The sequence below is a fragment of the Kytococcus sp. Marseille-QA3725 genome (genome assembly GCF_054950055.1).
This window is the reverse complement of the sequence record NZ_JBUCLA010000001.1, coordinates 1,400,014-1,413,174: the sequence shown is the minus strand read 5'-3', so window position 1 is coordinate 1,413,174 and position 13,161 is coordinate 1,400,014. Positions and strand designations below refer to the sequence as shown.

The 13,161-nt window shown below is 73.0% G+C and carries 13 protein-coding genes; 8 read left to right on the top strand and 5 right to left on the bottom strand.

Annotated features, from left to right (window positions below; translation table 11 throughout):
• Positions 1-180: 180 nt before the first annotated feature.
• On the top strand, positions 181-1,236 hold the full coding sequence (locus ACY8FT_RS06480) for a lipase family protein (protein WP_462418083.1): 1,056 nt from the start codon (positions 181-183) through the stop codon (positions 1,234-1,236).
• 24 nt (positions 1,237-1,260) lie between these two features.
• Here the strand turns inward: ACY8FT_RS06480 and ACY8FT_RS06475 are convergent, their stop codons facing one another.
• The 3 genes from ACY8FT_RS06475 to ACY8FT_RS06465 are packed head-to-tail and all read right to left on the bottom strand — an operon-like array spanning position 1,261 to position 4,044.
• A complete protein-coding gene (locus tag ACY8FT_RS06475) occupies positions 1,261-1,956 on the bottom strand; it encodes a Maf family protein (protein ID WP_462418082.1) in 696 nt (231 codons plus the stop codon).
• Positions 1,953-2,291, bottom strand: coding sequence for a cupin domain-containing protein (locus ACY8FT_RS06470; protein ID WP_462418081.1), 339 nt, complete (start codon positions 2,289-2,291; stop codon positions 1,953-1,955). The genes ACY8FT_RS06475 and ACY8FT_RS06470 overlap by 4 nt, the downstream gene beginning before the upstream one ends.
• Before the next feature lie 34 nt (positions 2,292-2,325).
• On the bottom strand, positions 2,326-4,044 hold the full coding sequence (locus ACY8FT_RS06465) for a DUF885 domain-containing protein (protein WP_462418080.1): 1,719 nt from the start codon (positions 4,042-4,044) through the stop codon (positions 2,326-2,328).
• A gap of 151 nt (positions 4,045-4,195) precedes the next feature.
• Here ACY8FT_RS06465 and ACY8FT_RS06460 point away from each other — a divergent pair, with 151 nt between their 5' ends.
• Positions 4,196-4,852 carry an MOSC domain-containing protein gene (locus ACY8FT_RS06460; protein WP_462418079.1) on the top strand — a complete coding sequence of 219 codons (657 nt, stop codon included), beginning with the start codon at positions 4,196-4,198 and terminating at the stop codon, positions 4,850-4,852.
• Between the two features lie 611 nt (positions 4,853-5,463).
• On the top strand, positions 5,464-5,970 hold the full coding sequence (locus ACY8FT_RS06455; RefSeq protein ID WP_462418078.1) for a DUF559 domain-containing protein: 507 nt from the start codon (positions 5,464-5,466) through the stop codon (positions 5,968-5,970).
• 272 nt (positions 5,971-6,242) lie between these two features.
• Here the strand turns inward: ACY8FT_RS06455 and ACY8FT_RS06450 are convergent, their stop codons facing one another.
• The gene (locus ACY8FT_RS06450) at positions 6,243-6,608 is read right to left on the bottom strand and encodes an acyl-CoA carboxylase subunit epsilon (protein ID WP_462418077.1); all 366 of its coding nucleotides are present in this window, start codon (positions 6,606-6,608) and stop codon (positions 6,243-6,245) included.
• Complete coding sequence (locus ACY8FT_RS06445) at positions 6,605-8,218, bottom strand: acyl-CoA carboxylase subunit beta (protein ID WP_462418076.1); 1,614 nt, start codon at positions 8,216-8,218, stop codon at positions 6,605-6,607. Before ACY8FT_RS06445 ends, ACY8FT_RS06450 begins: the two co-directional genes overlap by 4 nt.
• A 153-nt stretch (positions 8,219-8,371) precedes the next feature.
• Between ACY8FT_RS06445 and ACY8FT_RS06440 the strand changes: the two genes are divergently transcribed.
• The 5 genes from ACY8FT_RS06440 to ACY8FT_RS06420 all read left to right on the top strand — a co-directional run bounded on the left by ACY8FT_RS06440 (position 8,372) and on the right by ACY8FT_RS06420 (position 13,159).
• Positions 8,372-9,322, top strand: coding sequence for a biotin--[acetyl-CoA-carboxylase] ligase (locus tag ACY8FT_RS06440; protein ID WP_462418075.1), 951 nt, complete (start codon positions 8,372-8,374; stop codon positions 9,320-9,322).
• A 66-nt stretch (positions 9,323-9,388) separates the two neighbouring features.
• Entirely contained in the window at positions 9,389-10,600 is a 1,212-nt protein-coding gene (locus tag ACY8FT_RS06435) for an adenylate/guanylate cyclase domain-containing protein (RefSeq protein WP_462418074.1), read from the top strand.
• Positions 10,593-11,402, top strand: a complete 810-nt coding sequence (locus tag ACY8FT_RS06430; RefSeq protein WP_462418073.1) for an enoyl-CoA hydratase/isomerase family protein — start codon at positions 10,593-10,595, stop codon at positions 11,400-11,402. The genes ACY8FT_RS06435 and ACY8FT_RS06430 overlap by 8 nt, the downstream gene beginning before the upstream one ends.
• On the top strand, positions 11,399-12,121 hold the full coding sequence (locus ACY8FT_RS06425; RefSeq protein ID WP_462418072.1) for a response regulator transcription factor: 723 nt from the start codon (positions 11,399-11,401) through the stop codon (positions 12,119-12,121). Before ACY8FT_RS06430 ends, ACY8FT_RS06425 begins: the two co-directional genes overlap by 4 nt.
• A complete protein-coding gene (locus ACY8FT_RS06420; RefSeq protein WP_462418071.1) occupies positions 12,122-13,159 on the top strand; it encodes a sensor histidine kinase in 1,038 nt (345 codons plus the stop codon). It begins immediately after the preceding gene.
• The last annotated feature ends 2 nt before the right edge of the window (positions 13,160-13,161 follow it).

The window sequence follows — 13,161 nt, the reverse complement described above, 5'->3', positions numbered from 1 at the left end:
TGTGTCCCGTCCCGGCCACCGTGGTGTGATCCCCCTAACCGACCCTGGAAGGACGCCCATGCGCCGCTCGCTGCCCGCTCTCACCCTGTGCCTGACCGCGGCGCTGACCCTCCCGGTCCACGCGTCCACCGCTGACGGGGAAGCCGGTGCGGGCACCGCCGAGGTCCCCGCCGCCAGGAGATGGACTTCCTCCTCGACCCGGGTGACGTCCACCGGCTGGAGTACACGGCCGAGCGCGTGCTCTACACCTCCACGAACTCCGACGGCGAGACCGTCGCGACCTCGGGCATGGTCGTGGTGCCCAAGGCACCCTGGCGCGGTGAGGGGGAGCGGCCGGTCGTGGCGCTCGCCCCGGGCACCCAGGGCCTCGGCGACGCCTGCGCACCCTCTCGGAGCGCCTCGATGCACCAGTACTACGAGATGGAGGGCATCCGGAACCTGGTGCGCCAGGGGTACGCCGTGGCCGTCACCGACTACCAGGGCCTGGGCACCGAGGGGGAGCACACCTACATGGCCCGCACCCCGCAGGGCCGGGCCCTCCTGGACGTCGCCCGCGTCGCCACGCGCACCGACGCGTTCGGCCTGCAGGGCGCCCGGGTCGGACTCACCGGGTACAGCCAGGGTGGCTCCGCATCGGCAGCGGCCACGGAGATGGCGGGGGAGTACGCTCCGGATGTCGACGTCCGGGGTGCTGCCATCGGGGCGCCGGCCGCTGACCTCACCCAGGTGGCACCCCGTCTGGACGGGTCGATGATGTCGGGCCTCGTCTGGTTCGCGCTGGTGGGGCTGCAGGCCGAGCACGACCTGGACCTGGAGCGCGTCCTCAACGAGCGGGGGCTGGCGAAGGTGGCCGAGGCGCGGAACCAGTGCGTGCCGTGGGCCATGAAGCAGTCCTTCCAGGACAGCGAGGACTTCACCCGCGACGGACGCAGCATCTCCGAGCTGCTGGCCACGGACGAGCGGCTGAAGGCGGCCGTGGAGGCCAACCGGCTCGGTACCCGTGCGCCGGCGGTCCCCTCGGTCGTCACGCACTCGCTCGCCGACGACACGCTGCCCTACGCCCAGGGGCGGCAGATGGCCCGCGACTGGTGCTCCGGCGGGGCGGGCGTGCGCCTCTACTCGGCGGCGACGCCCACCCACGTCGGCGGCTACGTGCCCCACAGCCTCAGCCAGGCGACGTTCTTCTCCACCCTCTTCGCCGGCCGGACCCCGGTGGACACCTGCGGGAGCTTCTGAGGGGGCCACGGCCCCCGCCCGTGCTCAGTCCCAGAACTGGTGCACGGACAGCCCTGCTTGGCCGAGCAGCTCCCGCAGCACCGGCATCGACAGGCCCTGCACACCGCTGGGGTCCCCCTCGATGCGCGTGATGAAGGCCGATGCCCGCCCCTCCAGGGTGAACGCCCCGGCCACCTCCAGCGGCTCGCCGGTCGCCACGTAGGCCTCGATCTCGTCGTCGCCGACGTCCGCGAAGTGCAGCGTCGTCGACGACACCCCGCCGGTGGTGGCGCCGGAACCGGCTTCACCCTCGGGGTCGGTGTCGCGCAGGTCCACCAGCCAGTGCCCCGAGTGCAGCACCCCGGTGCGCCCCCGCATCGCCTGCCAGCGCTCGGCGGCCACCTCGGGGGTGCCCGGCTTGCCGAAGGCCTCCCCGTCGACCTCGAGCACCGAGTCGCACCCGACCACCACCCAGGCGTCGGCGTCGTCCTCGACCTGCGGCACCACGGCCTCGCACTTGGCCTGCGCCAGCAGCAGCGCGACCTCCTCGGGCCCGAGGCGCTCCCCCCGGGACTCCTCGGCAGCGGCGAGCACGGCGTCCTCGTCCACCCCGGAGACCTCGACGCGGGCCTCGATGCCGGCGGCCGACAGCAGCGCCCGCCGCGAGGGGGACCGGCTCGCCAGGACGAGCCGCCGCCCCGGCTCGGCGGGTGCGGCCACGACGGCGGGGTGGTCGGTCACGCCGACTTCACCATCGTGAGCACGAAGTGGGTCGGCTCGCTGGCGTGCACCTCGTGCGGGATGCCGGCGGCCAGGTTCACCACGTCGCCGGGACGCATCTGGTGCGTGGTGCCGCCGACGGTGAACTCCATCGCGCCGGCCACCACGGTGATGGCGATGCGGTGCGGGGCGGTGTGCTCGGACAGGCCGTGACCGGCGTCGACGGCGAAGGCGATGGTGCGCACGGCCTCGTCGTCGACCAGCGTGGTGGTGCGGACGCGCCCGGACTCGACCGGCGTGTCGGCGACGACACCGGTGACGACGGGGCACTCGGCGGAGCTGGGTGTCTGGGTCATGCCCCGACCCTAGTGCCGGACGCGACCACCCGGGTCACGCCCCGCGCAGCACCGCCTCGCGCAGCGTGTCCAGGCCCATGCCGCCCAGGTCCAGCGCGCGGCGGTGGAAGGCCCGCAGGTCGAACTCCTCGCCACGGGCCTCGGCCCGGGCGCGGCACTCGTCGCGCAGCTCCAGCCAGAGCCGCTCGCCGATCTTGTAGCTCGGTGCCTGCCCCGGCCAGCCCAGATAGCGGTCGAGCTCGAAGCGCAGGAAGCCCTCCTCGGTGTTCACGTAGCGGGTGAGGAAGTCCCAGGCCTTGTCGTAGTCCCAGGCTCCGCCGCCGACCTCCTCCGGCGCCTCGAAGCCGCAGTGGAAGCCGATGTCGAGCACCACCCGGGCGGCGCGCAGCACCTGGCCGTCGAGCAGGCCCATGCGGTTGCCCGGGTCGTCCATCCAGCCCAGGTCGGCCATGAGCCACTCGGCGTACAGCGCCCAGCCCTCGCCGTGGCCGGAGGTCCAGGCCGACAGCCGGCGCCAGTCGTTGAGCAGCTCCTTGCGGAACACCGTCTGCGCCACCTGCAGGTGGTGGCCCGGCACGCCCTCGTGGTAGACGGTCGTCAGCTCGCGCCAGGCGGAGAACTCGGTGACGCCCTTGGGCACCGACCACCACATGCGTCCCGGCCGCGAGAAGTCGTCGGAGGGTCCGGTGTAGTAGATGCCGCCGGTCTCGGTGGGGGCGATCATGCACTCGATGGTGCGCACCGGGGCCGGGACGTCGAAGTGCGTGCCGCCGAGCTCGGTGATCACCTCGTCGGCCTTGCCCTGCATCCACTCCTGCAGGGCCTGCTTGCCGTGCAGCGTGTAGGCCGGGTCGGCGTCCAGCACGGCGACGGCCTCCTTGACCGTCGCGCCGGGCCTGATCTGCTCGGCGGTCTGCTGCATCAGGCCGTGGATGCGAGCGAGCTCGCGCTGGCCCCACGCGTAGGTCTCCTCGAGGTCGATCTCCGCACCCAGGAAGTAGCGCGAGTGCAGGCGGTAGGCCTCGATGCCGCAGGCGTCCTCGGGGGTGGCGCTCGGCAGCACCTCCTCGGCCAGGCGGTGACCGGCCGCCGCGTAGGCCGCCTGCGCGGCGCGGGCGTTCGCCGTGAGCAGCTCGCGGACGTCCTGCGGCAGCGGGGATCCGTCGGCCAGCACGGCACCCTCGGCGAAGGCGTCGAAGAAACCGCCGTCGGCCGCGTTGTCCTCGCACTGGCCGATGCAGGCACGCACCTGCCGCACGGCCGGCACCCTGCCGTGCTTGCGGGCGTGGGCCAAGGAGGTGAACCACCCGTCGAGGGCCCCGGCGACCGCCCCGAGGCGCTGGGCCACGGTCCGCCAGTGCTCGGCGGTGTCGGTGGCCATCAGGTCGAAGACGTCGCGGAAGTGCTGCAGAGGCGACTCGATGTTGTTCAGCGAGGCGTGGGGGATGAGCGCCTCGTGCATCTCGAGCTCCAGCCCGAGGCGCTCGCGCATGGCCTCCAGGGTGACGCGGTCGGTCTCGTCCGCCGGCTGCGCGGCATCGAGCTTGCCGAGGGTCTCGCGCACCAGCTCGGCGCGCTTCTCTAGGCCTGCGGGGGAGACGTCGTCCAGCCGGCTCTCGTCCCCCGGGACCCCCAGGTAGGTCGCGCTGAGCGGGGAGAGGGCCACCTCGGCGGCCAGGTGGGCGTCGGCGATGGCGTCGATCGCCGTCTTCTCCCGCGAGGCACCCTGGGTGTTCTGCATCACGTCGGTCATGGGGTGAGCCTATGCCGGGCGGTCGGGGAGCGGCTCGCGGCTGCGGCGGAACCGGTGGTTGCGGCGGGCCCCGGGGCTGCCGTCCGGTGTGCACGGGCCGAGGTGACGTGAACGGCCCGGGGCGGTGCGCGGCATGACCTAGCATGCCGCCATGCAGCCCCGCGTCCGCTCGGTGAACGTCGCCCACCCGCAGGACGACCCCGGTGGTGCGGACCGGGTGAGCGGCATCGACAAGCGGCCGACCGAGCTCATCGAGGTGTTCGCACCCGGGTCGTCCTACGGCGACGGGCCGGGGGTGCGGGGCGACACCGTCGGGGACAGCGAGCACCACGGCGGGGCGCAGAAGGCGGTCTACGCGTACTCGCGCGAGGAGCTGGACCGCTGGGAGCAGGAGCTGGGGCGGAGCTTCGCCGACGGGTCCTTCGGGGAGAACCTCACGACCGAGGGGGTGGACCTCGAGGCGCTCGTGCTGAACCAGCCGGTGCGTGTCGGGACGGCGGAGCTCGAGGTGTCCATCCCGCGCTCGCCGTGCCGCACCTTCGCGGCGTGGATGGACGAGCGCGGGTGGCTCAAGCGCTTCACCGCCCGGGGGCGCTGCGGCATCTACCTGCGCGTGGTGCGGCCGGGCATGGTGCGGCGTGGGGACGAGCTCGTGCTGGGTGAGCCTCCGGCCCACGGCGTGACCATGCTGACCGCCTTCGCCGGGGCGATGGGTGACCTGGACGCCTCCCGAGCCCTGGTGGAGGCCGCCTGCCTGCCGGAGATGTACCACCAGCGTCACGTGGACGCCCTCGCCCGCCGCGGCTGAGAGCCGGCCCGCCTCGGCAAGCTGCCCCCGCCGGCCGTGCAGCCTCCGCACGGTCCCCCCCCCGCATCCGTGCGAACCATGGCTCTCCGCCCTTCGTTGCGTTCTCACACGGCGAGAGCGCAACGAAGGGCGGACAGCGCCCCGACGAGGCAGCCGAGGACGCCACGGATGGCGGTCTGGCAGCTGTGGATGACGAGGGTTGCGTCGTGGCCGAGACCTTCACCATGGGGGTCATGGGGGAGAACAACCTGATCGTGTACCGGACGCGTAGCGGCCACCGCGTGGATTCGACCTCGGGCGCACCCACTTCCCGGGCGAGGCTGCGGGGGCGAGGTGCATGGAGTCCGACCCAGGGGCTGCTCGTGGAAGGGGCCAGGACGCCGGCGGACGTCGCGCGGGCGGTTCTCGAGGTGCTTCCTTCCGGGCTGGTGATCAGCCACGTCACGGCGGCCCGGTTGCTGAACTTCCCCTTGCCCTGGAGGTGGCGGAGGGACGAGCCGGTCCACGTTGCCGCCCTTCGACCCCAGCGGCCGCCGCGGCGACGGGGAGTGGTGGGGCACCAGCTGCGGGACCTTCGGACGACCGACGTCGCCGGACTCTCGTGTGCGTCGTTGACGGCGACCTGGGCGCAGCTGACCGCGATGCTGGACGCGCAGGGCCTCGTGGCCGTCACGGATGCCGTTCTCGGACGGACCTGCCCTGATGAGGGGGAGGTGACGCTGGACCACCTGGCCCGGGCCATGCGGCCGGGTCTGCGGGGCTACCGGAATGCCATGACGGCCCTCGAGCTGGCGGACGGTGGGGCGGCATCGGCCCCGGAGACCACCCTGCGCCTGCTGGTGCTGTCCTGGGGTGCGCCGGCTCCGGAGGTCGGTGGGCGGATTCTCGACGAGAACGGTGGGTGGATCGCCCAGGGGTATCTCGTGTGGCGAGAGCAGCGGGTCGTCGTCGAGTACGAAGGGGACCACCACCGGACGGACCGGCGGCAGTGGCATCACGACATCGCGCGGGTTCGTGCTCTTGAGGCAGCTGGGTGGAAGGTCATCCGGGCGACGGCCCGGGACCTGCGCCGTCCGGCAGCGCTGCGTGAGGCGCTCCTGGGGGCTCTGCAGGGCTGATGAGGTCGTGGGTTGGCTTCCATCCGCGGTCGTTGTGGGGCCTGAGGCCACCAGGCGCACACGGCGATCGACATTGCCATGGGCGCCCGGAACCTGGTCTGGGGCGGATCCGGGTCGAGCCCGGGCCGCCTTGCGTTCCTGCTGTCCGCCATCCATTGCGTTCTCAGCTGACGAGAGCGCAATGGATGGCGGACAGCACCCTGCCGGGACGTGTGAGAGCACCATTGATTGCGCTCTCGGTGATCAAGGGCCTCGGAGGGCGGGGCTTCGGCTCAGCGCGGCAGGCCGGACGCGCGCCAGGCACCGGGGCCCGGCTGCGGGGTGCGTCGTGCACCGGTGCCGGGGGCGCCCCAGCGACCGGTGGCCGGCCGGCCGGAGCCCTCGCTCCCGCCGGATCCCAGAGCGGTGAAGACCACCGTCAGGGCCGCCAGCTCCTCGGCCGACGCGCCGCCGGGCACCACGACGACGGGCTCGGCGGCCGGCGTCTCGGCGCCAGGAGCCGTGCCGCCAGCCGCTGCGTCCGGGGAGGTCGCCCCGGCGTCAGGGGCCGCCCCCTCGGCCGCCACGTCGTCATCCGCGCCAGCCCCCGGCGCGTCCTGCCCGGCCAGGGAGTCGTTCTTCCGCGTCGCGGGCGTCACAGCGGGATGTTCCCGTGCTTCTTGGGCGGCAGGGTCTCGCGCTTGGTGCGCAGGGCCCGCAGCGCCTTGGCCACCTCGGCGCGGGTGTCGGCGGGACGGATGACCGCGTCGACGTAGCCGCGCTCGGCAGCGATCCACGGGTTGGCCAGCGTCTCCTCGTACTCGGCGATGCGCTTGGCCCGCTCGGCCTCCATCGCCTCGGCGCCACCCTCGGCCTCGGCGGCCGCGAGCTGCTTGCGGTACAGGATGTTGGCCGCGCCCTGAGCACCCATCACGGCGATCTGCGCGGTCGGCCAGGCGAAGTTCACGTCCGCACCGAGGTGCTTGGAGCCCATCACGTCGTACGCGCCGCCGTAGGCCTTTCGGGTGATGACGGTGACCAGCGGCACGGTGGCCTCGGCGTAGGCGTAGAGCAGCTTGGCGCCGCGGCGGATGATGCCGCCGAACTCCTGGTCGGTGCCGGGCAGGAAGCCGGGCACGTCCACCAGCGTGAGCACCGGCACGTTGAACGCGTCGCACATGCGCACGAAGCGCGCGGCCTTCTCCGAGGCGTCGATGTTCAGGGTGCCGGCGAACTGCATGGGCTGGTTGGCCACGACGCCCACCGAGCGCCCCTCGACCCGACCGAAGCCGCACACGATGTTGGCCGCGAACAGCTCCTGCACCTGCAGGAAGTCGCCGTCGTCCACGATCGACTCGATGACCGTGACCATGTCGTAGGGCATGTTCGGCGAGTCCGGGATGAGCGTGTCCAGCGCCTCGTCCACGTCGGCGGTGGCGTCCTCGGCCTCGAACACCGGCGGCTCGTCGAGGTTGTTCTGCGGCAGGTAGCTCATGAGCTCCCGCACGTAGTCCAGGGCGTCGGCCTCGTCGCTGGCCAGGTAGTGCGCCACGCCGGAGGTCGCGTTGTGGGTGTGCGCGCCGCCGAGCTCCTCGAAGGTCACGTCCTCGCCGGTGACGGTCTTGATGACGTCCGGACCGGTGATGAACATGTGGCTGGTCTGGTCGACCATCACCACGATGTCGGTGATCGCCGGCGAGTACACCGCACCACCGGCGCAGGGGCCCATGACCAGGGAGACCTGCGGGATGACGCCGGAGGCGTGGACGTTGCGGCGGAAGATCTCCGCGTACAGGCCCAGGGCCACCACGCCCTCCTGGATGCGGGCGCCGCCGGAGTCGTTGATGCCGACGACCGGGCAGCCGATCTTCATGGCCAGGTCCATGACCTTGACGATCTTCTCGCCGAAGACCTCGCCCAGCGAGCCGCCGAAGACGGTGAAGTCCTGCGCGAAGACACAGACCGTGCGGCCCTCGAGCGTGCCGTAGCCGGTCACCACGCCGTCACCGAAGGGGCGGTTCTTCTCCTGCCCGAAGTTGGTGGAGCGGTGCCGCGCGAACTCGTCGAGCTCGACGAAGGAGCCCTCGTCCAGGAAGGCCTCGATGCGCTCGCGGGCGGTCTTCTTGCCCTTCGCGTGCTGCTTCTCGACGGCGCGCTCGGAGCCCGCGTGCACGGCCTCGTGGCGGCGCCGCTCGAACTCCGCGAGGCGGCCGGCGGTGGTGGTCAGGTCGATCTCGGGCTCGCTGCCCGGGGATCCGTGGTCGGTCATGGCGGTCACCTTAACGTTGCCCTGTGACAGACCTCTTTTACACAACTCCCAGGCCCCCAGACCTCTCTTCAACTCGTATTCCGTCTTTTGCTTGGAAAAAAAAAAAAAAAAACAAACCAAGACCAGCCATCTGGGAACAACAGCAGAGCCAACGTGGCCGCCGTGCGGGACGGGCTCCGCGCCGCCGCGGCCGACCGGGGCGGCCCCGCCGACGCCGTCGCCGGCGCCCTGCTCTCCCTGGCGGCCGGGCTGGACCACCACGCCGCCCTGCCGAGCACCCAGCCGCTCGCCGCGGCCTCCTCCCGCCCCTGGACGGTGGTCTCGACCGATCACCAGACCGCCGGTCGCGGTCGGCTGGGACGCGGCTGGGAGAACCCGCCCGGGTCCGGGCTCGCGATGTCGGTGGTGCTGCCCCTGGACGACGGTGCGGAGGCCGTCGGGCAGGCGCTCGCGGCCAGCCGGGCGCCCCAGCGGGGGCAGGTCCCGCTGTGCGTCGGGGCCGCGGTCCACGAGGCCCTGGCCGGCCTCGGGCTGCGCACCGGCGTGAAGTGGCCCAACGACGTGCTCTCGCGCACCACCGGCCGCAAGCTCTGCGGCATCCTCTGCCAGGTCGGGGACGGCGGCCGCACCGTCGTCGCCGGGATCGGACTCAACGTGTGGGAGCCCGCCGGCGACCTCGGGGAGGTGGCGGACCGCTACGCCTCGGTGGAGGGGGAGCTGGCCGCCGTGGCGCGCGAGGGCGCCGGTGCTGCCGGGGCGGGTGCCGACACGCCGGCCGCGGCGCCGCCCGCCGACCTGCGCGAGCGTGTGATGGTCGCCGTCCTGCACCGGCTGGCCGTCTGGCACGCGGCGTGGCTCGCGACCGGCTGGCAGCAGGAGGGGGACGGCCGGTCCGGTCCCACGCTGGTGGACCGTCTCTCGGCCGTGAGCCTCACGGTCGGGGAGCGGGTCCGGCTCCACCTGCCCGGCGGCGACGAGGTGCGGGGCACGGCCGAGGGCCTGGCGGAATCCGGCGGGCTGCTCGTGCGCGGTGAGGGTCCGGGAGCCCCTTCTGCGCAGGAGTACGGGGCGGCCGACGTCGTGCACCTGCGAAGGATGACGTGATGTACCCGGACGTGATGTACGTGACACTATGGGGTCGGTCCGGAGCGTCGTGGGAAGAGGAGCCAGATGGAGGGCATGCGTGACGTGCGGCCCATCCACGGTGAGCAGCCGCTCCTGAACCACTCGCTCCCCTCCGTCGTCCCCCCTTTCCGTGCGGCTGACCGCTCCGAACAGCCCGCGCGCACCATGGATGCGATCGCGGAGCGGATCTTCGGTCGCCGCCGCACCATGCGTCGCGGCGAGGTCGCCCGCCACGCCGGCGTCCCCCTGCGCGTGGCCCGCCGTCTGTGGCGCTCGCTGGGCTTCCAGAACGTCCGGGCCGAGGACACCGTCTTCAGCAACGCCGACCTCGAGGCGCTCACCGTCGCCCGCCGGCTGCTGGAGCGCCACGAGATCGACGAGGACGTCCTCATCGGGCTGACCCGCGGCATCGGCACCACCACCGAGCGGCTCGCGACCTGGCAGGCCGAGGTGATCGCCGAGCGGCTCCAGAGTCTCGAGGGGGCACGCTCCCGGCGCACCCGCGAGGAGGGTGAGGAGGCCGCGATCACCGCGGTCACCGGCGGTTCGGAGGGGATCGCCGAGCGGGTCACCCCGGAGGTGGCCTCCTCGACCGGCCTGGTGCTGGCCGACCTCGCCGACGACCTCGAGCAGCTCATCGGCTACGCCTGGCGCCGCCACCTGACGGCCTCGCTGTCCACCCTGTTCGCCGACGCCACCTCGGAGGAGCTCGCCGCGGGCGTGACGCGCACGGTCGGCTTCGCCGACATGGTCTCGTTCTCCGAGCGCGTCGCCCACTCCAACGAGGGCGAGATCGCGCGTCTGGTGACCCGCTTCGAGGAGCTGACGGTGGACGTCGTGGCCCGCTACCGGGGCCGCGTGGTCAAGACCATCGGTGACGAGGTCCTCTACCAGGCGCTGGACCCCCGCTCGGCCGTCCTCATCGCCCACGACCTGGTGCGCTCGGCCAACCAGGACCCGATGCTGCCGCCGCTCCGCGTCGGCGTGTCCACGGGTCGCGTGCTGCTGCGGCTGGGGGACGTCTACGGTGACACGGTCAACCGGGCGGCCCGGCTCACCACCTCCGCTGCCGCCGGGACCGTGCTGACCGACCCGGCCACCGCCGGCGCGTTGTCGGAGGACCCGGCCTGGCGGTTCGCCGAGCTTCCGCAGCGCTCGCTCCACGGCATCGGCCCGGTGACGCCGTACCACCTGCTGTCCGTCCCTCCCGGAGCCTCGGTCCGGGACCACCCGACGTTGGGAGAGAGAGATGAGTGACCCCACCCCCGTGGACGCCGCGGACTGGGTCCGCGTGGAGCGTCACGGCGAGGACGGTGAGGTGGCCGAGCTGGTGCTCGCCCGCACCGGCGCCATGAACGCGATCAGCACGGAGATGGCCCGCCGGCTCTCCGCCGCCACGGACGAGCTCGCGGCCAGTGACGTGCGCTGCGTCGTCGTCAGCAGCGCCCACGAGAAGGCCTTCTGCGTGGGCGCGGACCTCAAGGAGCGCAACTCGTTCACCGACGCCGACCTGATGGAGCAGCGCCCCGTCACCCAGCGCGCCTACGGCGGGGTGCTCGACCTGCCGATGCCGACCATCGCCGCCGTCGACGGCTTCGCCCTGGGCGGTGGGCTCGAGATCGCCCTGTCCTGCGACGTCATCGTCGCCGGCGAGGGCGCGCTGCTCGGCCTCCCGGAGGTCTCCGTCGGCGTCATCCCCGGCGGTGGCGGCACCCAGCTGCTGACCCGGCGCATCGGGTGGAGCCGGGCCGCGCGGGCGATCTTCACCGCGGCCAAGTACCCCGCCGCGGAGGCCGCCGAGCTGGGCATCGTCGACGAGCTGGTCGAGGCCGGGAGCGCCCGTGAGCGTGCCCTGGAGATGGCTGCCGTCGTGGGGCGCAACTCCCCGGTGGGTCTCCGCAGCGCCAAGCGTGCGATGCGGCTGGGTTCCGACGTCGACCTGCGCACCGGGCTGCAGGTCGAGGACGCGTGCTGGCGGGCCACCGCCTTCTCCGGAGACCGGGCCGAGGGCGTGGCCGCCTTCGCCGAGAAGCGAGCACCGAGGTGGCCGGGCAAGTGAACGACAAGAGCACCGTGCAGGAGACGGGCGACCCGATCGTCGCGATCCTGGCGGAGGACGACGACGACATCGCGCAGCCGCTGGCTCGCGCCATGCGCCGGGAGGGCTTCGACGTCAAGGTCGTCAACGACGGCCCCACCGCGCTGCTCACGGCGCGGGAGGGCTGCAGCCTGCTGGTCCTGGACATCGGTCTGCCCCGCATGGACGGGCTGGAGGTCTGCCGTCGGCTGCGCGCCGAGGGCCACACCTTCCCGGTGCTCATGCTGACCGCGCGCGCCGGGGAGATCGACACGGTCGTCGGTCTCGACGCCGGCGCGGACGACTACGTGACCAAGCCCTTCCGGCTGGCCGAGTTCCACGCCCGTGTGCGGGCGCTGCTGCGCCGCCGTGCCCCGCGGGAGCCCGTCCCCGAGACCGGGGACGACGACACCGGGCTGCGGATCGACTCCTCCGCCCGTCGGGTCTGGGTGGACGGTGAGGAGATCATGCTCACCGCCAAGGAGTTCGACCTGCTGCACATCCTGGTCCGCGACCGCGGCCGGGTGGTCAGCCGGGACCAGCTGATGCGCGAGGCCTGGCAGACCGACTGGGTGGGTTCGACCAAGACGCTGGACATGCACGTCTCCGGGCTCCGCAAGAAGCTGGGCGACGACCCCACGAACCCGCGCTTCGTCGCCACCGTGCGCGGTGTCGGCTTCCGACTCGTGACGGAGGGGTAGGTGGCGCGGGTCACGTTGCGGCGGCTCTGGCTGTCCGTCGTCTCCCGGTCGGTCCGGGTGGCGCAGCTCTGCGCCCTGCTGCCGCTGCTGGTGGCGGTCGTGATCGGCCTCTGGGCGACCTCGGACCTGCCGGGCCCGCCGTTGTGGGCGTGGCTGGCCGTGCCGCTGGCCGTGCTCGCCGGCCTGCGGCTGACGGCGGTCCTCAACGCCGGCCGGGTGGACGAGGCGCTGGCCGCCCCGGAGACCACCATCCAGGCGCTGGCCCGCCGCATCCCCGGCATGGGGACGGGGGAGAGCACCCGGGCCCGGCCGGAGCCGACCGGCATCACCGAGATCGACGAGCTCGCCGACGCGGTCCAGCGCCGCGCGGTGCACCTCACCCAGATGGTCACCTCGCAGCGGCGCCTCGCGGGGGACGCCGCCCACCAGCTGCGGACCCCGCTGTCGGCGCTGACGATCCGTCTGGACGAGCTGGCCCTGGCCGAGTCGGCCGAGGAGGCCCGCGAGCTCGCCGACGGCGCCCACACGCAGGTGGAGCGATTGACCGCGGTGGTCGAGGAGATGCTCGAGAGCGCCAAGAGCTCGGCGCTGGCCAGCACCGACGTGCTCTCGCTGGACGAGATCATCGCGGCCCAGCAGCACGAGTGGCAGCCGCTGCTGACCTCTCGGCGCAGAGGCATGCGGGTCACCGGCGCCTACGGGGTCCACGTCGCGTGCCCCCGTGGCGTGCTCTCGCAGGTGCTCTCCACGCTCATCGAGAACTCGATCACCTACGGCGCCGGGATCATCACGCTGCACATCGAGCACAACGGCCCCTCGGTGCAGCTCGTGCTCAGCGACGAGGGCCCGGGCATCGCGCCGGACATCGCCGACCGGATCTTCGAGCGCGACGTGACGGCCGGTGCGGGCACCGGTCGGGGCCTGGCCCTGGCCCGGCAGATCATCAGCGCCGTCGGGGGCCGGCTGGAGCTGCTCGACGAGCGCCACGCCACCTTCGGGGTGTTCCTGTCCGAGCCGGCGGAGTCCCCGACCCGCTGAGC

Bases quoted from the DNA above. Each gene is read 5' to 3' on its own strand.
- ACY8FT_RS06445 (WP_462418076.1), bottom strand. From the start codon at position 8,218: ATGACCGACCACGGATCCCCGGGCAGCGAGCCCGAGATCGACCTGACC.
- ACY8FT_RS06435 (WP_462418074.1), top strand. From the start codon at position 9,389: ATGGAGGGCATGCGTGACGTGCGGCCCATCCACGGTGAGCAGCCGCTC.
- ACY8FT_RS06480 (WP_462418083.1), top strand. From the start codon at position 181: ATGGACTTCCTCCTCGACCCGGGTGACGTCCACCGGCTGGAGTACACG.
- ACY8FT_RS06460 (WP_462418079.1), top strand. From the start codon at position 4,196: ATGCAGCCCCGCGTCCGCTCGGTGAACGTCGCCCACCCGCAGGACGAC.
- ACY8FT_RS06470 (WP_462418081.1), bottom strand. From the start codon at position 2,291: ATGACCCAGACACCCAGCTCCGCCGAGTGCCCCGTCGTCACCGGTGTC.
- ACY8FT_RS06465 (WP_462418080.1), bottom strand. From the start codon at position 4,044: ATGACCGACGTGATGCAGAACACCCAGGGTGCCTCGCGGGAGAAGACG.
- ACY8FT_RS06430 (WP_462418073.1), top strand. From the start codon at position 10,593: ATGAGTGACCCCACCCCCGTGGACGCCGCGGACTGGGTCCGCGTGGAG.